Annotated in this window: 15 protein-coding genes; 6 read left to right on the top strand and 9 right to left on the bottom strand. The window is 71.9% G+C overall.

Annotated features, from left to right (window positions below):
• Nucleotides 1–28 precede the first annotated feature (28 nt).
• Nucleotides 29–1,345: a M16 family metallopeptidase gene (locus ACIA5C_RS35920; RefSeq protein ID WP_396063102.1), complete on the bottom strand. Its 1,317-nt coding sequence runs from the start codon at nt 1,343–1,345 to the stop codon at nt 29–31.
• Nucleotides 1,342–2,649: a M16 family metallopeptidase gene (locus ACIA5C_RS35915; RefSeq protein WP_396063100.1), complete on the bottom strand. Its 1,308-nt coding sequence runs from the start codon at nt 2,647–2,649 to the stop codon at nt 1,342–1,344. The genes ACIA5C_RS35920 and ACIA5C_RS35915 overlap by 4 nt, the downstream gene beginning before the upstream one ends.
• 149 nt (nt 2,650–2,798) lie before the next feature.
• Here ACIA5C_RS35915 and ACIA5C_RS35910 point away from each other — a divergent pair, with 149 nt between their 5' ends.
• The 4 genes from ACIA5C_RS35910 to ACIA5C_RS35895 are packed head-to-tail and all read left to right on the top strand — an operon-like array spanning nt 2,799 to nt 6,001.
• On the top strand, nt 2,799–3,236 hold the full coding sequence (locus tag ACIA5C_RS35910) for an RrF2 family transcriptional regulator (RefSeq protein WP_396063098.1): 438 nt from the start codon (nt 2,799–2,801) through the stop codon (nt 3,234–3,236).
• A complete protein-coding gene (locus tag ACIA5C_RS35905) occupies nt 3,233–4,297 on the top strand; it encodes an ABC transporter substrate-binding protein (RefSeq protein ID WP_396063096.1) in 1,065 nt (354 codons plus the stop codon). Before ACIA5C_RS35910 ends, ACIA5C_RS35905 begins: the two co-directional genes overlap by 4 nt.
• Nucleotides 4,294–5,088, top strand: coding sequence for an ABC transporter ATP-binding protein (locus ACIA5C_RS35900; RefSeq protein WP_396063094.1), 795 nt, complete (start codon nt 4,294–4,296; stop codon nt 5,086–5,088). Before ACIA5C_RS35905 ends, ACIA5C_RS35900 begins: the two co-directional genes overlap by 4 nt.
• Nucleotides 5,078–6,001, top strand: coding sequence for an ABC transporter permease (locus tag ACIA5C_RS35895; RefSeq protein ID WP_396063092.1), 924 nt, complete (start codon nt 5,078–5,080; stop codon nt 5,999–6,001). Before ACIA5C_RS35900 ends, ACIA5C_RS35895 begins: the two co-directional genes overlap by 11 nt.
• Here the strand turns inward: ACIA5C_RS35895 and ACIA5C_RS35890 are convergent.
• Together ACIA5C_RS35890 and ACIA5C_RS35885 are read right to left on the bottom strand one after the other, a co-directional pair.
• Nucleotides 5,988–6,869 carry a hypothetical protein gene (locus tag ACIA5C_RS35890; RefSeq protein WP_396063090.1) on the bottom strand — a complete coding sequence of 294 codons (882 nt, stop codon included), beginning with the start codon at nt 6,867–6,869 and terminating at the stop codon, nt 5,988–5,990. The two genes, ACIA5C_RS35895 and ACIA5C_RS35890, sit on opposite strands and share 14 nt — an antisense overlap.
• A gap of 35 nt (nt 6,870–6,904) precedes the next feature.
• The gene (locus ACIA5C_RS35885) at nt 6,905–7,072 is read right to left on the bottom strand and encodes a hypothetical protein (RefSeq protein ID WP_396063088.1); all 168 of its coding nucleotides are present in this window, start codon (nt 7,070–7,072) and stop codon (nt 6,905–6,907) included.
• A 117-nt stretch (nt 7,073–7,189) separates the two neighbouring features.
• Between ACIA5C_RS35885 and ACIA5C_RS35880 the strand changes: the two genes are divergently transcribed.
• Nucleotides 7,190–7,906: a lysophospholipid acyltransferase family protein gene (locus ACIA5C_RS35880; protein WP_396063086.1), complete on the top strand. Its 717-nt coding sequence runs from the start codon at nt 7,190–7,192 to the stop codon at nt 7,904–7,906.
• Between the two features lie 54 nt (nt 7,907–7,960).
• Here the strand turns inward: ACIA5C_RS35880 and ACIA5C_RS35875 are convergent, their stop codons facing one another.
• Nucleotides 7,961–8,164 carry a cold-shock protein gene (locus ACIA5C_RS35875; protein WP_203815374.1) on the bottom strand — a complete coding sequence of 68 codons (204 nt, stop codon included), beginning with the start codon at nt 8,162–8,164 and terminating at the stop codon, nt 7,961–7,963.
• Between the two features lie 223 nt (nt 8,165–8,387).
• Here ACIA5C_RS35875 and ACIA5C_RS35870 point away from each other — a divergent pair, with 223 nt between their 5' ends.
• Complete coding sequence (locus ACIA5C_RS35870; RefSeq protein WP_396063084.1) at nt 8,388–8,825, top strand: pilus assembly protein CpaE; 438 nt, start codon at nt 8,388–8,390, stop codon at nt 8,823–8,825.
• Here the strand turns inward: ACIA5C_RS35870 and ACIA5C_RS35865 are convergent.
• From ACIA5C_RS35865 to ACIA5C_RS35850, 4 genes are read right to left on the bottom strand one after another with little or no spacing between them, the layout of a single operon-like run.
• A complete protein-coding gene (locus tag ACIA5C_RS35865; protein ID WP_396063082.1) occupies nt 8,791–12,165 on the bottom strand; it encodes an ATP-dependent helicase in 3,375 nt (1,124 codons plus the stop codon). The genes ACIA5C_RS35870 and ACIA5C_RS35865 overlap by 35 nt on opposite strands.
• Entirely contained in the window at nt 12,162–16,613 is a 4,452-nt protein-coding gene (locus tag ACIA5C_RS35860) for a UvrD-helicase domain-containing protein (RefSeq protein ID WP_396063080.1), read from the bottom strand. The genes ACIA5C_RS35865 and ACIA5C_RS35860 overlap by 4 nt, the downstream gene beginning before the upstream one ends.
• A 29-nt stretch (nt 16,614–16,642) precedes the next feature.
• Nucleotides 16,643–17,653 carry a LacI family DNA-binding transcriptional regulator gene (locus ACIA5C_RS35855; RefSeq protein ID WP_396063078.1) on the bottom strand — a complete coding sequence of 337 codons (1,011 nt, stop codon included), beginning with the start codon at nt 17,651–17,653 and terminating at the stop codon, nt 16,643–16,645.
• A 52-nt stretch (nt 17,654–17,705) separates the two neighbouring features.
• Nucleotides 17,706–22,478: a ricin-type beta-trefoil lectin domain protein gene (locus ACIA5C_RS35850; RefSeq protein WP_396063076.1), complete on the bottom strand. Its 4,773-nt coding sequence runs from the start codon at nt 22,476–22,478 to the stop codon at nt 17,706–17,708.
• Between the last annotated feature and the right edge of the window lie 9 nt (nt 22,479–22,487).

Genomic DNA, 22,487 nt, shown 5'->3' with positions numbered 1-22,487 from the left:
TGGCTGTCCTGGGGCGGCGGGGCCTCGCTCACTCCGCTTCGCCGCGTTCCACCGTGACCAGCGCCTCCAGCGGGCCCGCGACCTTTTCCGCGTCGCCCAGCACCACGGTGACCGCCTTGGACGGGGCCAGGTAGTGCGTCGCCGCCTCGGCGACCTGATCGCGGGTGGCCGCGGCCAGCGCCGCCGAGTGCTCGCGCAGGTGGTCGAGGCGCAGGCCGAAACTCGCGTACATGCTGGCCAGGGCGGCCAGACCGGCCTGGGTCGACATGCCGAGCCGCAGCGTGCCCAGGGCGTAGCGCCGGGCCTGCTCGAGCTCTTCCTCGCCCGGCGGCAGGCTGGCGAGGCGGCCGAGCTCGTAGCGGGTCTCAAGCAGCGCCGGGCCGGTCACCTCGGTCGCGACCTCGGCCGCGACCAGCAAAGCCGAGCCGGCCAGGAAGTGCTCGATCGAGGAGTGCGGGCCGTAGGTGTAGCCCTTGTCCTCGCGGATGTTCTCCACCCAGCGGGACGAGAAGTAGCCGCCGAAGACGAGGTTGGCCAGCTGGAGCGGCGCGTAGTCGGGGTGGGTGCGGGGCACCGCGGGCAGCGCCATCCGCAGGGAGGACTGCACCGAACCCGGCCGGTCGACCAGCAGCAGCGGGCCCGGCTCGAGCTCCGGGGTGTGCGGGACGTCGCCGTCCCTGCCCGGGCCGGTCCAGCTGCCGAGCGCCTTCGCGGCCGCGTCGATCGCCTTCTCCGGGTTGATGTCGCCGACCAGCACCAGCACCGAGCCGTCGGGCCGTACCCGGTCGGCGTGCAGCGAGCGCAGCTGGCCCGGGCGTACGCCGCGGACCTGCTCGGGCTCCGGGGTCTGCACCGCGTAGGGGTGCCGGCCGTACATGCGCTTGAGCAGGGCCTCACGGGCCAGGTGAGCGGGCTGGCTCTGGGCGACCTGGATGTGGTCGACCAGCCGGTCGCGCTCGGTCGCCACCTCCTCGTTGGGATAGGCCGGATCGGTCAGCACCGCAGCGAGGATCTCGAGCATCCGGTCGAGGCCGCCGGACAGCGCGTTGCCGGTGACCAGCAGCTGGTCGGGGTCCAGCCCGGCCGAGAGGCCGCCGCCGACCGCCTGCAGTTCGGCCGCGATCTGCACGCTCGACATGGTGCCGGTGCCGGTGAACAGCGCCTGGGACAGCAGGGTGGCCCGGGGTAGCGGGGCGCGGCCGAACGGCACCCGCAGGCGCAGCTCGACCAGTGGCACCGCCGGGCGCCGGATGGCGATCACGGTCAGCCCGCCGGGCAGCGTGCGCTCGGCCTCTCTGGGCAGCTTGAGCTTGGCGTCGGGGATCAGGTCGGGCAGGGTTTTCATGCGGCAGCTCCTCCGACGACCTCGACGGTGGCGCGGGTCTCCGGGCGCAGGGCGGCCGCCGCGGCGGTGATCTGCGGCCCGGTCACCTCACCGATCAGCTTGGGCAGTTCGTTGAGCAGCTCGGGACGGCCGCGCTGCAGCTCGAGCACGGCCATCGGCAGCGCCCGGCCAAGCACCGCGTCGGTGTCCCGCAGCAGGTGGGTGGCGATGCGCGCCTGGGTGCGCTCGAGCTCGCCGGCGGTCAGACCGTCGGTGGCCAACCGGTCGAGTTCCTCGTCGATGGTGCGCAGCACCTTGTCGGCGTCGCCGCCGGGCGGCATGTGGGCCTGCAGGAGCAGCGCGGTCGGGTTGCGCACCTGGAACTCGTCGCCCATGAAGCCGATGTAACCGCCGATGCTGGTGACCGTGCGGTCGCGCTGCACCAGGCGCTCGACCAGACGGGACGCGTCGCCGTCGGTGAGCACCTCGGCCAGCACCACGTAGGGCAGGAAGGCGGCGAAGTCGCCGATCGGGTCGGGCACCCGCCAGCCGCCGGCCACCGCGGGCAGCGGCGCGAGGCGGTCGGTGTAGACCTCGCGGCGCTCGGCGGTCAGGGCGGGCTCGTCGAAGTCCGGGCGCTCGGGCGCCGGCCGGGCCGGCACGTCGGCGAAGTGCCGCCTGATCATCTCGGTGGCCGTGGCGACGTCGAAGTCGCCCGCCACCGCCAGCGTCGCGTTGCCGCAAGCGTAGTAGTGGTCGAAGAAGTCCTGCGCGTCCTGCACGGTCGCGCTCTCGAGGTCTTCGAACGAGCCGTAGCCGTCGTGCGCGTTGGGGAACGTCTCGAACATCACCGGGGGCAGCTTCAGCCAGGGGAACCCGCCGTACGGCCGGTTGAGGACGTTGACCCGGATCTCCTCCTTGACCACGTCGACCTGGTTGCGCAGGTTTTCCTCGGTGAGGCGGGGGCCGCGCATGCGGTCGGCCTCGAGGAAGAGCGCGCGCTCGAGGGCGCCGGACGGCAGCACCTCGAAGTAGTCGGTGTAGTCGAGGTGGGTCGAGCCGTTGAAGGTGCCGCCCGCGCCCTGCACGTGCCGGAAGTGCGCCAGCTTCTCCAGGTTTTCCGAGCCCTGGAACATCAGGTGCTCGAAGAGGTGGGCGAAGCCGGTGCGGCCCTGCGGCTCGGAGCGGATGCCGACGTCGTAGACCACGGCGACGCCGACCACCGGCGCGCTGCGATCGGGAGTCAGGACCACTCGGAGGCCGTTGTCCAGGGTGAACCGCTCGACCGGGTACTTCGTCGCGGGGATCTTGATTGTGCGCGCCACAGGCTGACACTAGCGCGCCGTGGGGCCGCCGGCGCGTCCCGCCATCCGGATGGGCCTTGACTCTCAAACCCCACATCATCCAGTATTCCCATCCAACAGGTAGACAAGGCAGGGTTTGATCGCCTCGGGCGGAAAGGGGGCCGGGATTCGTGTACGTCTCCGCGCGCACCGACTACGCGGTCCGGGCCATGCTGGCCGTCGCTGCCTGCCACAACCAGCACAGCGATCAGGACGGCGCGCGGCCGCGCCTCGTCAAGGCAGCCGAACTGGCCGCCGCCCAGGAGATCCCGCTCAGCTTCCTGCAGGGCATCCTGCTCGATCTGCGGCGCGTCGGGCTGCTGCACAGCCACCGGGGCGTCGACGGCGGATACGTCCTGGCCCGTCCGGCCAGTGAGATCACGGTGGGCGACGTGGTGCGGGCGGTCGGCGGGGCGCTGACCACCGTGCGCGGGCTGCCCATCACCACCACGAGCTATCACGGGGCCGCGACCGGCCTGCGTGACGTGTGGCTCGCGGTCGAGGAGGCCATCGAGGGCGTCGTCGACCACACCACCCTGGCCGCCCTAGAACTAGGAGAGAGAGCATGAGCTCCCGCCGCATACGCGCGCTCGCCCTTGCCGCCGCCGCACTGGTCGCCACGACCGCCCTCGCCGCCTGCGGCAAGGACGACGACAAGGCGTCGGCCAGCGGCGACGCCTCGACCATCCGGCTCGGCTACTTCCCCAACATCACCCACGCGCCGGCCCTGGTCGGCGTCAACAAGGGCTTCTACCAGGACGCGCTGGGCAGCACCAAGCTCGAGACCAAGACCTTCAACGCCGGCGGTGACGCGCTCACGGCGCTGCTCTCCGGCGCGATCGACGCGACGTACATCGGTCCCAACCCGGCCATCAACGGCTGGGCGCAGACCCACGGCCAAGGCCTGAAGATCATCGCCGGCAGCACCTCGGGCGGCGCCGGTCTGGTCGTCCAGCCGACCGTCACCGGCGTGCAGGACCTCAAGGGCAAGAAGGTCGCCACCCCGCAGCTCGGCAACACCCAGGACGTGGCGCTGCGCGCGTGGCTCAAGGACCAGGGGCTGACCACCAACACCGAAGGCGGCGGCGACGTCTCGATCACGCCGCAGGCCAACTCGGCCATCCTGCAGGGCTTCGCACAGGGCAGCCTCGCCGGCGCCTGGGTTCCGGAGCCCTACCTGAGCCAGCTCGTACTGCAGTCCAAGGGCAAGCTGCTGGTCGACGAGAAGACGCTGTGGCCGCAGGGCCAGTTCGTCACCACCCAGCTGGTCGTCACCCAGACCTTCCTGAAGAAGTACCCGGACACGGTAAAGAAGCTGCTACAGGGTCAGCTCAAATCGATCGACTACATCGCGGGCAACAAGGCCGACGCCCAGGCCGCGGCCAACGCCCAGCTCGCCTCGCTCTCCGGCAAGCCGCTCAAGGACAACGTGCTGACGGCCGCCTTCGGCGACATGTCCTTCACCAACGACCCGGTCGCGGCGTCGCTCTACACCGGCGCCCAGCACGCCGAGGCGGTCGGCCTGCTCAAGTCGGTCGACCTCAAGGGCATCTACGACCTCGGCCCGCTGAACAGCCTCCTCGCCGCGGGCGGCAAGCCGGCGGTGAGCGACGCGGCTCCCGCGTCATGACCATCGTCGAGGACCGCGAAGGCGTGGACGTAGTCCGGCTGGCAAGCGTCTCCAAGCGCTACGGCACCGGCGCCGGTTCGACGCTCGCCCTGGACGGCGTCTCGCTGAGCGTGCGGCAGGGCGAGTTCGTCTGCCTGCTCGGCGCGTCCGGCTGCGGCAAGAGCACCCTGCTCTCGCTGGTCGCCGGGCTCGACGAGATCAGCGGCGGCGCCCTGGACATCGGCGGCCGGCACCGGGAGGCCCCGGGCCCTGCACTCGTCTCCATGATGTTCCAAGAGGCCGCGCTGTTCCCGTGGCTCTCGGTGGCCGGCAACGTCGAACTGCCGATGAAGCTACGCGGGGCGGGCCCGGCGGAACGCCGGCGGCTGGCGTCGGAACTGCTTGATCTCGTACGCCTGGGCGGCGTCGCCGACAAGCGGCCGCACGAGCTCTCGGGCGGCATGCGTCAGCGGGTCGCGCTGGCCCGGGCGCTCGCCCAGGACGCCGACGTGCTGCTCATGGACGAGCCGTTCGGCGCCCTGGACGCGATGACCCGCGACATCCTGCACGACGAGCTCGAGCGGATCTGGCGGGAGCGGGAGCTGACCGTGCTCTTCGTGACCCACAACGTGCGCGAGGCGGTGCGGCTGGGCGACCGGGTGATCCTGCTCAGCAGCCGGCCCGGCCGGGTCATCGAGGACTTCGACGTCAAGCACCCGCGGCCGCGGCGCATCGACTCCCCCGAGGTGTCCGGCCAGGCCGCCGAGATCACCGACCGTCTCCGCGCGGAGGTCGCCCGCCATGCCAACTGAACTCCCGGCCACCCGGGCCGCTCTGGACGGCATCCTCGACCCCGCCTCACCGCCGGCCCCGGTGTCGAACGCGAACGAGGTCGACGGGCTCGACCAGCTCGAGCTCGGCCCGCCGCCGGCCAAGGGCGGCCGCGGCCGGCGCATCTGGGCGAGCGCCTGGCCCAAGCTGCTGGCCATCGCCATCGTGCTGCTCGTGTGGGAGCTGATCGCGCTCTCCGGCTGGAAGCCGTCGTACATCCTGCCCGGCCCCGGCCCCGTCTTCAGGGACCTGGGCGGCCTGGTCAAGACGGCCGACTTCTGGGACGGCATCCGCCTCACCATGACCCGGGCGGTCTTCGGCTTCGCCCTGGCCGTGGTGATCGGCACGGTGCTCGGCTCGCTGGTCGCCACGTTCGCCCCGCTGCGCTCGGCGATCGGTTCGCTGATCACCGGCCTGCAGACGATGCCGTCGGTGCTCTGGTTCCCGCTCGCCATCCTGCTCTTCCAGCTCGACGAGCGGGCGATCTACTTCGTGGTGATCCTGGGCGCCGCCCCGTCGGTGGCCAACGGCCTGATCGGCGGCATCGACTACATCCCGCGCACGTGGCTGCGGGTCGGTCAGGTGATGGGCATGCGCGGCTGGGCGAAGTACCGCCACCTGGTGCTGCCGGCTTCGCTGCCCTCGTTCGTCTCCGGGCTCAAGCAGGGCTGGGCGTTCTCGTGGCGCAGCCTGATGGCCGGCGAGTTGCTGGTCATCGTGCCCGGCACGGTCTCGATCGGCGTCCGGATCCAGAACGCCCAGGACCTCTTCGACTCCACCCTGGTGATCAGTTACATCATCGTGGTGCTGGTCCTCGGCATCCTGATCGACATGCTCTTCAACTGGGCCGACACGTCGCTGCGCAGGCGCTGGGGTCTGATCACAAAGGCCTGACCGAATCGAGGACGTCCTCCACCGCGTGGTCCCACTGCTGGTGGGTGCCGGGGATGGAGACGTACAGGACGGCGGCGGTCGGCTTGCCGACGTCGATGACCGCCACCGCGGAGAGTTCCGAGGTGGCGGTCAGCCCGTCGGCGTGGAAGTGCAGCCGGAACTCGTTCACATAGGCCGGCCGGCCGCCGAGCGTGGTCAGGCCGTCGCGGAGCTCGTCGAAGGTGTTGGGCTGCGGGTAGTAGGACGCCCGCACGTCGGCCGCCACCTGCCGGCCCACGCAGGACAGGTCGAGCGTCACCGCATCGTTGTCGGCGGCCGGTACCGCGGCCGACAGAATCGACGCGTGGTAGGTGCCGCCGCTGTACACCTCGGTCACGAAGTGCTGGCCGACCCGGTAGGGCACCTTGAGCGACCCGGCGTTCCACTCCTCGGTCCACGGCACCCAGGGCGCCCCGTACGCCTGGTAGGAGATGCCGGCGGCCTGGTCGACCGTGCGCGGACCGGTCACCGGCGGCAGCGACGGCGCGCTCGGCGCCGGAGCGGCCGAACCGGTCGGCGCCGGGCAGGCCTGAGCGAGCGGCGGGCGAACGTCCTTCGGGGCCTCGGCCCGGCTGCGGAACGGCGCACCGTCGCTCGACAGGGCCACGATCAGCACGATCGTCAGCCCGAGCGCGAGGATGCCGCCGGCCAGCCAGCCGAAGATCAGCATCTGCCTGCGGCGCCGGGCCGGGCCGTCCGGCGGCGGTGCGGGCGGTGCCGGCGGGGGCGGCGGGGCCAGCGGGGGCACGCCACCCGCGGTGACCGTGCCGGAACCCCACGTCCCGCCCGGCCGCTGCCAGGCGAACGTCTGCTGGGTCGGCTCGGTCATGAATCCCAGTGAACACCACCGAGGGTGCTATCGCCTCACAGCACGGGCGTGGCGGTGGCCGCCGGTACGTCGACCGTAGCCGCGGCGGCGTCGCCCGACGCCGAGTACCACGGCATGAAGGCGACCGCGAGGACGAGCGCGACGCCGGTCAGGGCGACGGCGAGAACGAAACCGAGCTCCCTGCTGGCGGGCGTGCTCCGCATGGCCGGTATGCCTGCCTTTCGAGCGGAAAAGAATCGTCAAAAGGTAAGACGCCGCTACCGGCCAGTCGGTTGCACCCGTTTCAGGCCCTGTTCAGGGCGTTCCGCTACCGTCACTCCATGGAACTCGTTTATCCCCCGGTCATTGCCTTCGCCAAGACGATGTTCCGGGTGCTCGACCTGAAGGTCCACGTGGATGGCGCCGAGCACATTCCGCCGACCGGCGGGGCGGTGCTGGCCAGCAACCACTCCAGCTACCTCGACTTCATCTTCTGCGGATTCGGTGCCCAGCCCGCCAAGCGCCTGGTCCGGTTCATGGCCAAGCAGGCGGTCTTCGACAACAAGATCAGCGGGCCGCTCATGCGCGGCATGCGGCACATCAGCGTCGACCGGGACAACGGGGCCGCCTCGTTCCGGCAGGCTGCGGCCGCGCTCAAGGGTGGCGAGGTGGTCGGCGTCTTCCCGGAGGCGACGATCAGCGAATCGTTCACCGTCAAGGAGATCAAGTCGGGCGCGGTCCGCCTCGCCCGCTCGGCGAAGGTGCCGCTCATCCCGATGGCCGTCTGGGGCCCGCACCGGCTCTGGACCAAGGGGCACCCGAAAGAACTGACCAAACGTCACGTGCCGGTGCTCATCAAGATCGGCGAGGCGGTCGAGATGCCCAAGGGGGTCTCGCCCGACGCGATCTCGGCCACGCTGCGTGAACGGATTCAAGGGCTCCTGGATGCGGTGCAACGCGCGTACCCGGACAAGCCCGCCGGTCCCGAGGACCGCTGGTGGCTCCCCGCCCATCTGGGCGGTACGGCGCCGCTGCCCGAGGCCGCCGCCGCGTTGTGAATCACGTGGAAACCGGCTCCGTCCCCGAGGACACGGAGCCGGTCACCAGTCACTTCAGATAGCGCGGATGTTCGCGGCCTGCGGGCCCTTCTGGCCCTGGGTCACCTCGAACTCGACCCGCTGGTTCTCCTCCAGGCTGCGGTAGCCCGACATCTGGATCGCGGAGAAGTGGGCGAAGACGTCGGCGCCGCCGTCGTCGGGGGTGATGAACCCGAAGCCCTTGTCCGCGTTGAACCACTTCACAACGCCGGTAACCATGCTCGTCTCCTCGACGGTCGATCGTTCCCGGCCATTATGGACGGGAACGAGATAGTAAGAGCCGCAATTCGCGGTCTCGTGTCGCCGTACTGATCGCCCGTACCGGAGGAACCCGGGTTACGACAAAGAGCGCCTGGGGCAGAATTCCCCACAGGCGCTCCTAAGTACTTGGGAACCAAACTGACAACGCTCGGGAGCGTAGCACGTTGAGGGAGGCTTGCCAGTGATCGGCGTGCAACTTGCTTGGCAGCTCAAACAGGCCGGACTGGCCTGGAAACCGGGGCCCGGGGACCGCTTTGCGATCCCCGATCGGGACCTCGATGACGAGGTGTTCGTGCTGAGCAACATGACCATTGAGGTCCACACGATGCCCGAGGGACCGGTGATCGGTTTCAACGGCACCACGGAGTGGGCCCTCGACGACGTGGAGCTCGACGAGACCCTCTGGCTGCCCCGCGAAGATCAGCTGCGGGAGCTGCTCGGGGGTACGTTCCAGGCGCTGCGGCGCCAGGCTTCCGCGTACGCCGTGGTCGTCGAACTGCTCGGCGAAAGCCGGACCTTCGACGGGGAGACGGCCGAGGAGGCGTACGCGGCGGCCCTGCTGCACCTGCTGGCCGCGGCCGGGGTCACGCCGGAGGAATCTGCTCCACCATCGCCGTGAGCTCGGCGGCGTCGAGCAGGTCGACCGGGCGCACGGTCACCTGCTCCCGCACGTAGTGGAAACCCGCCCGGACCCGGTTGACCGGCACCCCGGCCAGGGCCGCCCAGGCGATGCGATAGGCGGCCAGCTGCACCGCGGCCGCCTCCGCGTCCAGCCCGGCCGGCCGCCGCCCGGTCTTCCAGTCGATCACGTCGTAGCGGTTGCCCGGCTCGGTGAAGACGGCATCCATCCGGCCGCGCACGACCACCCCGCCGATCGTCGTCGCGAACGGCACCTCGACCTCGACCGGCGTCCGATCGGCCCACTCGCCGGTCAGGAACGCCTCCTGAAGGGCCGCCAGCTCCTCGTCGCCGGCCGCGCCCTCGTCGGCCGCGCCGGGCAGCTCGTCGACGTCGATCAGCCGGGCCGAGCCGAACCGCTGTTCCAGCCAGGCGTGGAAAGCGGTGCCCCGGCGGGCATGCGGGGTGGGACGCTGCGGCAACGGGCGCCGCAGCGAGCGGGCCAGCGCCTGCGGATCGCGGCGCAGCACCACCAGCTGGGAGACCGACAGGTGCCCGGGCAGCGCAACCTCCAGCGGGCCATCCCGCCGGGCCCGCTCCTCACGCTCGGCCAGCAGCAGATCGGCCTCCTTCCGCCAGCGCTCGGCGTCCGGGTCGTCGCTGGCACCGAGACCGGCCAGCTCGGCGGCGAGACCGGCCCGGGCGGCCACCTCGGGCTCCTGCTCGATCAGGTCGGCGAAGGCCGCGGCCGCATCCGGCGTCGGCTGGGCGATCATCCGGCGGATCAGGTCGGCGGCGGCCGCCATCGCCGGACGGCGCACGCCCAGGGGGTCCTGCGGCCACTCGGCCGACGCCACCACCTCGGCCGACGGGTTGGCCGACCCGGGCGCCGGCTCGGGCGTCCACACGTCGACCACTCCGGCGCCCTCGTCGCAGGCGGCACGGACCTCCTCCAGGAACACCGAAGGGCCGCGCGGCCGCTTCACCCCGTCGCCCCACCAATAGCCGGAGCAGAGCAGCAGCCGCCGCGGCCGGGTGACCGCCACGTAAGCCAGCCGGCGCTCCTCGCGCTCGTCGTACTCCCGCCAGTCGCGGCTGAACGTGTTGAGCGCGGCCAGCACATCCTTCTGGTCATGCGCCGCCGACAGGTCGAGCACCGGCAGCCCCGCCGAGTCGCCGCGCAACGGGAACGGCAGCACCCCCAGACCCATCAGGTAGTGGTCGGAGTTGCGGACCAGGCCCGGCCAGACGCCGATGCTCAACCCGGCCACCGCGACCACATCCCACTCCAGGCCCTTGGCGGCGTGCGCGGTCAGGATCTGCACCGCGCCCTCGACCACGTCGACCTGGCCCGGTTCGAGGCCGCGCTCCTCCTCCTCGGCCGCGGCCAGGAAAGCCAGGAAACCGGCGAGCGTGCCGCCCTCGGTCTCGCCCGCATAGCGGGCGGCCACGTCGCCGAGCGCGTCCAGGTGGCCGCGGGCCAGGCCGGCATCGCCCGCGTGCCAGCCGCGGACGGCCACCTCCACGTCCAGGCCCACGGTGCGCTCGATGTCGGCGACCAGATCGGGAAGCGGTTGGTCGAGGCGCTGCCTCAGGGCACTCAGCTCACGGGAGTACGCCCGGAGGCGCGCATAGCCCTCGGCCGAGTACTGCTGAGGAACCCCGAGGTCGGCCATCGCCTCAACCAGGGTGGCGTCGTCGAGCCGGTCCGCCACGATCTGCTCGGGCTCGTTCCGGTCGACCACCGCCGCCCGCGCGGAGGCGATGCCGCGGGCCCGGCGGTGCAGAGCGACCAGGTCACGCGGGCCGATCCGCCAGCGGGCGCCGGTCAGCAGGCGCAACAGCGACGCCCCGTCGGTCGGGTCGGCGAGGACGCGCAGCGTGCACACCACGTCGCGTACCTCCGGGGTGTCCAGGAGGCCGCCCAGGCCGACCACCTCGACCGGAAGACCACGGGCGCGCAACGCCGCCTCGATCGCCGGGATCTGGCTGCGCACGCGCACCAGAATCGCGCTGGTCGGCCGCTTCTCGACCGGGATCTCCTCGGGCAGCGCCTCCCGCAGCCCGGCCGCGATCCGCCACGCCGTGAGCATCGAGTCGCCGATCCAGTCGGCCTCGTCGGCGAACGTCGGCAGCAACGCGCAGGCGACCGTGCGACCGCCGACACTGCCCGCGACCCGGCTGGCCGGAACCAGCTCGGCGACCCGGGCACCGGCCTGCCGCAGCGGACGCGACAGTTCGTTGGCGACCCGCAGGATCTCGGGCCGGTTACGCCAGCTCCTGGTCAGATTGAGCACCCACGCGTCGGTGCCGGCCGGCCCGGTGAACTCGGACGGGAAACGGTCGAGCGTGCCCGCCGACGCCCCGCGCCACCCGTAGATCGACTGGCACGGGTCGCCGACCGCGGTCACCGGATGGCCGCCGCCGAACAACGCGTTCAGCATCGTGACCTGCGCATGGCTGGTGTCCTGGTATTCGTCGAGCAGCACGATGCGAAAGCGGCCGCGCTCGATCTCGCCGACCTCGGGATGGTCCCGCGCGACCCGCGCCGCACGCGACATCTGGTCGCCGAAATCCATCGCCTCCAGGTCGAGTTTGCGCTTCTCGTAAAGCCGCACCAGGGGCAGCAGGGTGAGCCGGTTGCGCTGGCGGGCCAGCATGTCGGTCACGTCCTTGTAGACCCGGCCCGGCCGCTCGGTGACCTCGGCGAAGAACCGGCCCGTCCAGGCGGCCAGATCGTCCGGATCGACCAGATGCTCGGCCAGCTCGGCCGCGAGCGCCAGCACATCGTCGGTCACCGTGCCCGGGGCACGGTTGAGGCCGGTCATCTCCCCGGTGTACGCCCGGACCAACGAGTCGACGATCTGCCAGCGCGCGGCCTCGGTCAGCAGCCGGGCCGACGGCTCGAAACCGCCGCGCAGGCCGTGCTCGGTGACCACCCGCGCCGCATAGGAGTGATAGGTCGAAATGGTGGCCTCACCGGCGAACGCGTCGTCGCGGCCCAGCCTCCTCACCAACTGCCCGAGCCGCGTGCGTACGCGATGGGCAAGCTCACCCGCGGCCTTCCGCGTGAAGGTCAGCCCGAGGATCTCGTCCGGCCGGGCGTAGCCGTTGGCGACCAGCCAGACCACCCGCGAGGCCATCGTGTCGGTCTTGCCGGAACCGGCCCCCGCCACCACCAGCAGCGGCTCGACCGGAGCGGCGATGATCGCGATCTGCTCCGGGGTAGGCGGATGCAGGCGCAGCAGACGGGCCAGCTCCCGGGGCGTGTACCGCGGCCCGGAGTCGGCTCTCTTCTTCATCGTCGCCGGCTCGTCGGCGAAAAGGCTGGGCTGGGTCACTGCTCGACTACCTGACGGCCCTTTCCGGAGATCGGGCAGCTGGTGCGGACCGGACAGACCCGGCACCGGCTGTTGGCGACGGCGGAGAAGGTAGCAGCCGCCATCGTCTCGGCGGTACGTTTCACCATCGCGTGGGCCCAGGTCGGGTCGGTCGCGTCGGCCAGCGGCAGCTGCATCTGCTCGCGGGCGTCCTTGCCCGGGCCGAGCTGCACCAGCGAGGCGCCGCCACTCTCCCGGCCGTGGTCGGCGAACGCCCCTGCATCGACCGCGGCCTGATAACCGGCGAGCTGCGCGTGCTCCTCCAACTCGGCGGCGGCCACCGCGGTGGTCTTACCGGTCTTGAGGTCGACCACCACCAGCCGCCCCTCGTCGTCGATCTCCAGCCGGTCGACCCGGCCGGTAAGCTGCACCGGCCGCTTCTCGTCCTCGAGCAGCACGGTGAACTCGTGCTCGATCGCCAGCAGCCGGCGCGGATTCACGGCCAGCCACCGCAGCAACTTGTCGACCATGGCCTGGGCCCGCTCCTTCTCCGGCCCGGCCAGCCACCGGGCCGCCAGCTCGATCGAATCGAACCGGGCGCTCACATATTCGACCAACTTCTCCCGGTCCACGTTGGCGTCCTCGGCCAGCATCGCGGCAGCATGCACAAGGTTGCCGACACCCTGGGCCGGGCCGGCCGGGGCGGCCCCACCATGCCGTTCAAGCAGCCAGCGCAGGCTGCAGCGCATCGCACTCTCCATCGAGGACGGAGTGACCTTGACCGGCTGCCCCTCGTCGATGAGCGGCCGGTCGTCGGAGAGCGGCCGCAGACCCCACCAATCGTCGGGATGCGCGCCGGGCACGCCGGCCGCGGCCAGCTTGGCGAGCTGGGCGGCCGCGGCAAGCCGCCTACCGGGAGTCTGGTCCCGGCCGACGACGACCGTACGCAACTCCGCGACCAGGCCGGCCAGGGTCAGCGCCCGGGGCGCCCGCCCGACGGGAAGCTCGAGTGCGGCATCGAGCTTGGCGGCCGCGCCGGCATCTTCCCCCGGTTCCCCCGACGTATCCGCCGACCCACCCGCTTCGTCGTCCTCGGCCGCGTCGACGCCCGCGCCCGGATCGGTCCACGCGTCACGGACCGATTGCGGCCGGTCTGGGTCGGACTCATCGGGGTTTATCCGGTCGGTCGAGCCGCGGATGCCCTCTAGAGCCTCCGAATCGCTGGGGCCGCTCGGTTCGAGTACGCCGCCATCGCTCGGGCCGCCAGGGCTAACCGCGCCGGAATCGCTCGGGTTACTTGGGCTGCCGGCGCCGGAACCGCTCGGGGCGCTCTGACCCGACGGGGCGGCGTCGCTCGGGCCGCCGGAGTCCGGGGCGTCATCGGGGCCGGTGTCGTTCGGGTCCGGGTTGTCGTTCGGGTCCGGGTTGTCGTTCGGGTCCGGCGGCTCGTCCGGGCCCCGCGGCTCGTCCGGGCCCGGGTCTTCGGGGTCGGTGGGTTCGGGGCCTTCGGGGGCGGAGCCGGTGGCGGACTCGGGCAGGGCGAGTTCGGTGAGGAAGCGGCTCGGCTGCTCTTCGCCCTCGTCGCCGCCGACGCCGGCCGAGGCGACCGCGGTGACGAACAGTTTGTGGCGGGCTCGGGTCGTGGCCACGTAGAACAGGCGGCGTTCCTCGTCGAGCAGCGCCGACGTCTCACCGACCACCGCGGCCGGGCCGGTGGCGGCGCGGCCGGCGAGGACGTCGAGCAGGCGTTCGGAGCCGAGCAGGCTGCCGCGCAACCGCAGGTCCGGCCAGATGCCCTCCTGGACGCCGGCCAGCACCACCACGTCCCACTCGAGGCCCTTGGCGGCGTGGGCGGTGAGCAGGCGTACGGCCTCGCCGCGGTCGGCGCTCGGTGCGATCGAGTCGGCCGGCAGGTCCTGGCCGAGCACGTGGTCGAGGAAGACCTCGGTGCGCGCGCCGGGCAGCCGGTCGACGAACCGGGCCGCCGCGTCGAACAGCACCACCATCGAGTCGAGGTCGCGGTCGGCCGCCTCGGCCCGCCACTGCCGGGCCCGGCTGGCCTCGGCATCTTCGGGAGCCGGACCGCTGCGGGTGCTCAGACCGAACCATCGGTCGGCGAGCCCGCTGGCCCGCCAGACCGTCCACAGCACGTCCTCGGCTGAAGCACCGGGCTCCGCCGCGGTTTCCCGCGCGGTCGTGATCAGCCGGGCGATCGTCTGGGCCGGCATCGCCCAGCGCCGCTCGACCATGTCGAGCCCGGCCGGGTCGCGCACGGCGTCGACCAGCAGCTCACCCGACGGACGGCGGTCGCCGGCGGCCAGCGCAAGGGCCCGCAGTCCCTGCCGGAGACGCCGCTCGGCCAGCGGGTCGGCCCCGCCCAGCGACGAGTGCAGCAGCGCGACCGCGGCTTCCTCGTCGAGCGCTTCAGGGTCGAGCGCGCACCGCAGGATTAGCAGGAACGGCGCCACCGCCGGTTGCAGGTGCAGCGGCAGATCTTCGGCGTGGGTCACGGTCGGCACCCCGGAGGCGGCGAGCGCCCGCTGCAGCGACGGCAGCTGAAGGGCGGTCGACCGCAGGATGACCGCCATCCGCGACCAGGGGACCCCGTGCAGCAGATGCGCCTCCCGCAGCGCATGTGCCACGAACGCGCTCTCCCCCACGGTTGTCCGGAATGTCCGAACGACGGCTTCCGGCCCCGAAGCAGCGTCTCCCGAAGCGGGCGCCCGCACACCGGCCCGCGACCCGGTGCCCGCCCGCACCGACTCTCCGGACCCAGCCGACGACCCGGACCCGGCAGACGAAACAGACCCAGGAGAGGACGCAAAGCCAGGGAAGGACGCAGAACCAGGAGACGACGCAGAACCAGGAGACGACGCGGATTCGGCGGACGACGCGGATTGGGCGGCGTCAGCCGTCCGCCCCGATTCACTGTCACGTGGAGATCGCGCGGGTTCAGCCGGCCGCGCTGGATCACCCGCGTGGGGAGAGCCGGCTGGCTCAGGCGGCCGCGGGGACTCCGCGGACCCTGGAGAGCCGGCCGGCGAAACAGCCTCGGGACTCGAACCGGCGCCAAGGCCGGGATCTGCGTCAACGCTCGGACCTGCGCCGGGGCCTTGGTGCGCGCCAACGCTCGAAGCTGCGCCAACGCTCGGTTCTGCGTCGCTCAGATCTACGTCAATGCCCGGATCTGCGCCGCGGGCCGGGTCCAAACCAACGCTCGGATCTGCGCCGCGGGCCGGGTCCAAACCAACGCTCGGATCTGCGCCGCGGGCCGGATCTGCACCAACGCTCGGATCTGCGCCACGGATGGGATCTGCACCAACGCTCGGATCTGCGTCACGGGGTGGGGTGGCTTTGGTGGGGGGCGCGGGTGGGACGTGCATCGGGCGGTGGGTCATCGGGCCGCGCATGCGGCGGGCTACGCGGCTTGTTGCGGCCAGCAAGGGCTCGGCGGCGCGGTAGTTGGTGTGCAGGGTGATGGTTTCGGCGATGGCTCCGGACGGCGTACGGAATTTGGCCGGGAAGTTGGCCACCGCGCCGGGGTCGGCGCCCCGGAAGCCGTAGACCGAGGAATCGGGGTCGCCGAAGGCGACCAGTGGCTTGCCGCCGCCGGCGACCAGGTGCAGCAGTTCGATCTGGGCCGGGTCGGTGTCGGCGAGTTCGTCGACGTAGACGAACTTGAGCCGGCGCCGCTCGGCCGCGAGCAGGTCGGGGTCGTCGTCGAGCAGGCCGGACGCGGCCCGCACCAGTTCGGCCGGGTCGTAGGCCGCGGAGCCGCGGGTGGTCACGTCGCGCAGGGCGAGGACGGCCACGTATTGCCGCAGGAAGCGGGCGGCCGCCGGCCAGTCGTCGCGGCCCAGGCGCTCGCCGAGGCGGGCCAGTTCGACCGGGCCGATGCCGCGCTCGGCCGCGCGCTGCATCAGGTCGCGCAGCTGCTGGGCGAAGGCCCGGGTGGGGATCGCGGCGCGTAGCGACTCGGGCCAGCCGATCTCGTCGGGGGCCTCGTCGTCGCCGACCACCGACAGCAGCTCGCGGATGATCAGGTCTTGTTCGGGGCCGGTGAGCAGCCGGGGGGACGGTTCGCCCCGCTCGGCGGCGGCCCGGCGGAGGAGGCCGAACGCGTACGCATGGAAGGTGCGCACCAGCGGCTCGTGCACGATGCGCCCGGGGTCGTCGGCGATGCGCGCCTCGATGCGGTCGCGGAGGGCGGCCGCGCCCCGGCGGCCGAAGGTCAGCACCAGGATGTGCTCGGGGTCGACGCCCTCGGCAACGCGCGCCGCGACCGCCTCGACCAGCGTCGTCGTCTTGCCGGTGCCGGGGCCGCCGACCACCAGCAGCGGGCCGTCGCGGTGTGCGGCCACGTAGTCGTGCACCGGGTCGCCGAGCAGCGCGGGTGCCGCCGGTAGGGCGCGGCGGACCAGCCGGTACGCCGGGCGGCGTACCGACGCGGAGGGGGCCGGCGTGCTCACGGCACCAATGAGACCACGCCGGTACGACGTTATTCGAACCGCGGCTTCCCGATCGAGGCCCGCAGCCGCACCGGCATGGGCAGCCGGTGCACCGCCGGCTCGGACGGCGGCCCGAGCAGTGTCTCGACCGCCTGCCATCCGAGGTCGTAGTGCGGCAGTGCGATGCTCGTCAGCTGCGGCCGCAGCCAGGCGGCCAGGTCGGAGTCGTCGAAGGAGATCACCGACACCTCGTCCGGGATCGGCCGGCCGGCTGCCAGCAGCGCCTGGTAGGCGCCGAGGGCGATCCGGTCGTTGAGGCAGATCAGCGCCCGCGGCTCGAGGCCGCCGCGCAGGGCTCGGCTGACCGCCTCGTACGCCGAGTCGGGCCACCACTCGCATTCGATGGGCGCGGCGAGCCGGGCACCGGTCGAGCCGATGCCGGCCAGCCGTTCGCGGGCCGCGTGTACGTGTTCGCTGACCTTGCCGACCAGGTGGATGCCGTGTCGGTGGCCCGCGTCGAGCAGGGTGCGGGCGGCGGTGACGCCGGCGCCGTACTCGTCGGGGACGAGGCAGTGGTGTGTCGGCGAGGCTGAGCGGGTCAGGCAGTTGAGCAGCACCACCGGGCGGTCGCGCAGCAGCGGCGGCACCCGGACCTGGCGGGTGAACATGCTGGCGTAGACGAACGCGTCGACCTGCCGGTCCAGGAAGTCCGAGATCAGCTTCTCTTCGATGATCGGGTCGCCTCGGCTCTCGCCGATGAACAGCAGGTGCCCGCGGGCGACGGCCGCGGCCAGGCTTCCGTGGAGGGCCTTCCCGGCGTACGGGTCGGAAGCGAGAGTGTCCGAGATCAGCGCAACCGTCCGGGTGACCTTGGTCCGCAGGCTGCGGGCCATCAGGTTGGGCCGGTAGTCGAGTTCCTGGGCGGCCCGGAGTACCCGCTGCCGGGCGTCCTCGGAGATCCGCATGTCGAGGTGGCGTCCGGTGAGCACGAAGGACGCGGTGCTGCGGGACACGCCGGCCCGCTGCGCGACCTGGAGAAGTGTCGCCCGTTGCGGCGGCATGACGGTCAGTGTTCCACGCCGGGTGGGTGCTGGGCACCCACCCGGCGGGTGATCACGACCGGCTGAGGCCGATGATCTGGTCCTGGGTCAGGACCCCCTGGTAGAGCTGGACGTCGTCGATCTGGCCGGCGAAGAAGTCGTCCGGTCCCCCGGACCACCAGGTGCGGCCGATGACGGTCGCCCCGGAGGCGAGCCACAGCCCCTCGACGTGGACCGTGTTCTTGAGGACGCCGTCCACGTAGAGCCGGGCCTGGCCGGCCTCCGCGTCGTAGACGCCGACCAGATGGGTCCAGCGGTTGAGCACCAGCGAGCCGCTGCCCGCCCCGATCCGGGTGTAGGCGGTGGACGCCGAGGCCTGGGTGACCGCGAACTCCCACTCGTTGCCGGCCGCGTAGGACATGAGCACGAACGGGGTACGTCCGGTCGCGTCCTGGGCGACGATCGCCCGCGACGAACCGGCGGGGGACGACGTCACCATGGCCCAGGCCGAAATGCTGTACGACCGGTTGGTCTGCAGCGTGGTTCTCGGCGTTGTCGTGTACGCGCTGGTGCCGTTGAACGACAGGCTCGACCCTTCGTGCCCGGTGGCCCAGGTGGGGCCGCCGGTCAGTGTCTGGGTGCGGGCACCGGCCGTGCCGTCGGCGGTGATGGTGCCGTTGTTCTCGTTCATCGCGTAGGACGCCACCAGATGGGCCGCGGCGGAGCGGTCCATGCCGGCGCCGAGGCCGAGGGCCGGGATCGAGTACTCCTGGTTGACCTTGCCGTTGCAGGGGTAGGCCTCGAGCCGCCCGCCGGCCGCGGCGATGTTGAATCCGTCGACGCAGCGGTTGGTGGCCGGGTTGTAGAGGCCCTCACCGGGCCGGACCGACCACTGTTCGGTCGCCGAGCCGTTGCAGGCGGAGAGTTGGAGCCAGCGGTCGCTGCTGGCCCGGATCGGGCCGTTCTCGTCCAGGCAGAAGCCGTAGATCCGCAGCGTGCCGTCGCCCGGCACGGTCCACTGCTGGCTGCCGATGTCGTCCTTGCAGGAGGCGTCCTGGACGCTCGCTCCGGCCGCCGCCTGCTGGTTGACCACGTCCACGCACAGACCCGGGAACGCGCTGGCGAACACCGGGCCGAACCGAGCCTGCGTGGCCGGCATCTGCCACAGCTGATTGCTGGTGGCGGTGCAGGTGAAGGTGTAGAGGTGCAGGGTCCCGGTCGCCGGCGCGTCCAGGCAGGCGTTCCGGGTGGCGCTGTAGAGCGTGCCGTCGGCGCGGGGCACCCACTGCTGGCTGGGTGCGCCGTTGCAGGTGTACGTCTGCACGAACAGGTAGGTGCCGGAGCGGGCCGGTCCGGTGGCGTCCACGCACAGGCCGAAGACCCGCAGGGTGCCGTCGCCGGGCAGGGTGAAGAACTGCGCGTCGTCGCCGTCCCGGCAGGGGATCGACTGGAGCGCGGTGGCGGACGCGTGGCCGGCGTTGTAGACGTCGACGCACTGGCCGCCGTTGCCGGTGATGGTGCCGTAGCGGGCGGACGGCTTGTCGGCGCGTACCCGCACGTCGCGGAACGTCACCAGGTCGCCGGCCACACTGCCCTGGAGTCCGATGTATCCGGGGTCCTTCAGCTGGTCGGCCGAGGTCACCACGAAGTCGTTGACGACGACGTCGTTGATCTTCACGGTGATCCGCTTCCCGCTGACCGTGACCTCGGCGGCGTTCCACTGGCCGGCCGGCTTCTCGGCCTGCGCGCTCGGCTCCTGGGTGCCGTAGATCGCGCCGCTGGCGGTGATCGTGGAGCCGTTCGGTTTGATCTGCACCTCTTTGCCGCCGGCCGCGGCGATCGACCCGCTCGGGGGCGCTCCGAAGCCCAGCAGGATCCCGGAGTCCGACGAGTCGGACGTGGTCTTGTAGTCGAGCCGGAGCGTGTATTCCGCCGGCAGGTCCTCGGCCGAATACCAGAGGAAGGAGTCGTTCGGGCTCGAACTCAGCTCGCAGTTCCCGGTGTTGATCGGGCCGGCCGTGCCCGCTTGACGCCATTCGCTGCTCTGCGGTGACCGGCCGTCGAAGATCGGTGTGAAGCCGGCCTCGGCGTCGATCGCGCAGGAGCCGGTCTGCTCGGCGAGCGGCGCGCCGCCGACGAAGTAGCCGGTGACCGCCGCGGTGAGGTCGGTCGCCCCGGCCTCGTTGCGGATCCGGATGGTCCCGCTGTCGCCGGCCCGGGGCACGATGGTCTCGGCGACGGTGCTCTGAGGCTGGAGCCCCTGCACGTCGGCGAGTCCGGACCAGCCTCGCTCGGCCGGACCGGCCGACAGTGAGCTGTTGCCGTCACCGCCGGCGGCGACGGCGAGCACCGGCGCGGTGATGTTCCGCGGCACGCCGGCCACGTCACTCACCGAGAGCGGCACGTTGGCGGCCTGACCGATCGGGCCGATCGGACCGCCGGTTCCCGTCCGGGTGTCGAGCACCTTGGTCGCCCGGGCCAGCGGGACGTACTTGGCGCCGGAGCCCGGAGCGAACCAGCCGAGCAGATCGACGGTGACCGCGGCCGTACCGGTCTGGTTGTGGATCCGGATGGCGCCGTCGTCGCCGATGCCGGTGACCGCCAGGTTGCTGCGGACGCCGTTGGGATCGGTCTCCAGGGTGCCGGTGCGGGCCGGCGCGACCTGCGGGAAGACCTGCAGATAGGTGGCCGCACTGGCCTCGGTCAGGCCGACGTCGACCAGCACCGCGGTGGCGTCGGAGGGCACTCCGGCCACGCCTCGGACCGGCAGCGCGTACGTCTCGCCGGCGCCGAACGGCGCGTTGTGCCCGCCGACCGCGGTGTGGGTGTCGAGAACGCGCCGGGGTGCGTCGGCCGGGAAGTAGGTGCCGGAGCTGGTCGGGCTGAAGTAGCCGAGCAGGTCGACGTTGAGACCGGCCGAGCCGGCGTCGTTGCGGATCGCGATGGTCCGGGCCGCCGAGAGCGGCACGATCGCCATCGAGGTGCGCTTCTCGTTCGGCTGCAGCTCCACCGTGGAAACGCCGCCGTAGGTGTCGACGTCCCGGTAGAGGTCGACGTGGGTGCGGTTGGCCGACCACGCGGTCAGGTTCACCGCGACCGCGGTGGCGTCCGTCGGCAGGCCGGTGACCGGCAGCGTGTAGACCTCGCCGGCGCCGAAGTTGCTGGGGTGCAAGCTGGTCGACGAGCTGGTGTCGATCAGCCGCTGCGGCTCCTGCAACGGGGTGAATCCGCTCGCCGAGGCCGGCTGGGTGGTGCCGGCCGAGCCGAGTGCGAGCAGCCCGTGGCCCCACTGGTTGTCGAACTTCGACGGGCTCGTGCGGCCCTCCAGCATCGCCTCGACCTGACCCGCGTCGAGATCGCTGTTGGCCCCTTCGAGTAGCGCCGCGGCCCCGGCGACGTGCGCCGACGCCGGCGAGGTGCCGGCCATCGTCGGTGCCGGACCGTAGGTGAACGTGCTCACGCCGGACTGCCCCACGATGTCCGGCTTGGTGCGGCCGTCCACGGTCGGACCTTGAGAGCTGTACGCGTCGACCCGCCCGCTGCCGATCGCACTGGCACCGACCGCCATCGCGTACGGCGAAGTCGCCGGCTCCAGGACACTGCCCGCCGCGACCGGGTACGACAGGCTTGTCGCGTCGCCCATCACGAACACGTCGGCCTTGGTCGTCGGGTAGGACGCCTTCGCGGCGACATAAATCCAGTAGGTCTGCGACCCGCCGGTGGTGTTCTCGATCGTGACCTGTTCGGTCGGCGGCAGCGGCGAGGGCGCTGTCGCCTGCGCGTTCGTCGACTGGGCAACGATCGCCGGATCGCTCGGGCCGGTCGGCACGTGGTTGGAGGAGAGGACCATCAGGTCGAGATCCTGCCGGGTCGTCGGCCAGGCATCCCAGCGCAGGCTCACCGTCGCGGTTCCACTGGGTGGCAGGTTGAAGCCGTTACCCACGGCGGTGCCGTTCGCCTCGACGTAGCCGTCGTTGTTGGCGTCCGCGGCCGGACCGGACCAGTGCAGCTGAGCCTGGTTGCCGGCGGCCGAGACCCACAGGATTCCGGCCTGGCGGGCCTGCTTGACCACCGCAGCCGGCGAGCCGTCGGGACCGCTGCCATCGCCACGACCGGTGCTCGGGAAACCGATCGCGGCGTTGATGATCTGCACGTGCTGGCTGGTCAGCCACTGCACGGCCGAAGCGAACGTCATCGAATCGGGCGCGCACGCCAGATAGAGGTCAGCGCCCGGCGCCATGTCATGCACGATCTCGGCGACCGCGGTGCCGTGCGAAGAACCGTTCTCGGCCGGGCAGTCGTCTCCGTGCAGCGTCACCCCGGCCGGAAGCTCACCGGCGTCCTGCGCATCGGACAGGCCCTCGAAGCCGACATCGACGATGCCGACCTTCACACCGGCCCCGGTCCTACCGGCCCGGATCCAGGCATCCGCGCCCGACGACTCGACGCCTTCCGAGGTGACGGCGAGGGGAAACGCCCGGTCGGGCTGGCGCACGGCGGAAACACCGGACTCCTTGGCCAGCGTGGCCAGCTTTGCGCCGGCGACCGCGGCGCGTACCCGCTTGCCGTTGGTCTGCAGGACCTGGCCGCCGGCATCGCGGACCGCGGCCTTGGCCGCGGCCGCCGAGGTTCCTTCGACATAAACGAAGGTACGGCCGGCCTTGTCCCGCGCCGGGAGAGCCGGCTTGGCCTTGGGGTGGACGAACCGCTTGTCACCGGTCGCCGGAAGCAGGCCGACGTCGAGCGAGCGGGGCACATCAGGTTGCAGGTAGTCGCCGTTACGCGGTGCCGGATCGGCCGAAGCGGGCGCGGACAGGCCCACCACCGCCAGGGCAGCGGCCAGCACGGCCGCCAC

This window comes from Actinoplanes sp. NPDC051343, from assembly GCF_044455125.1.
GTDB lineage: Bacteria > Actinomycetota > Actinomycetes > Mycobacteriales > Micromonosporaceae > Actinoplanes.
Note: the sequence above shows the minus strand (reverse complement) of the source record. Positions and strands in the feature narration are given on the sequence as shown.

What these genes read in the sequence shown, in the direction of transcription:
- ACIA5C_RS35920 (WP_396063102.1), bottom strand. Translation starts at nt 1,345, where the DNA reads ATGAAAACCCTGCCCGACCTGATCCCCGACGCCAAGCTCAAGCTGCCC.
- ACIA5C_RS35905 (WP_396063096.1), top strand. Translation starts at nt 3,233, where the DNA reads ATGAGCTCCCGCCGCATACGCGCGCTCGCCCTTGCCGCCGCCGCACTG.
- ACIA5C_RS35900 (WP_396063094.1), top strand. Translation starts at nt 4,294, where the DNA reads ATGACCATCGTCGAGGACCGCGAAGGCGTGGACGTAGTCCGGCTGGCA.
- ACIA5C_RS35895 (WP_396063092.1), top strand. Translation starts at nt 5,078, where the DNA reads ATGCCAACTGAACTCCCGGCCACCCGGGCCGCTCTGGACGGCATCCTC.
- ACIA5C_RS35890 (WP_396063090.1), bottom strand. Translation starts at nt 6,869, where the DNA reads ATGACCGAGCCGACCCAGCAGACGTTCGCCTGGCAGCGGCCGGGCGGG.
- ACIA5C_RS35885 (WP_396063088.1), bottom strand. Translation starts at nt 7,072, where the DNA reads ATGCGGAGCACGCCCGCCAGCAGGGAGCTCGGTTTCGTTCTCGCCGTC.
- ACIA5C_RS35880 (WP_396063086.1), top strand. Translation starts at nt 7,190, where the DNA reads ATGGAACTCGTTTATCCCCCGGTCATTGCCTTCGCCAAGACGATGTTC.
- ACIA5C_RS35875 (WP_203815374.1), bottom strand. Translation starts at nt 8,164, where the DNA reads ATGGTTACCGGCGTTGTGAAGTGGTTCAACGCGGACAAGGGCTTCGGG.
- ACIA5C_RS35855 (WP_396063078.1), bottom strand. Translation starts at nt 17,653, where the DNA reads ATGCCGCCGCAACGGGCGACACTTCTCCAGGTCGCGCAGCGGGCCGGC.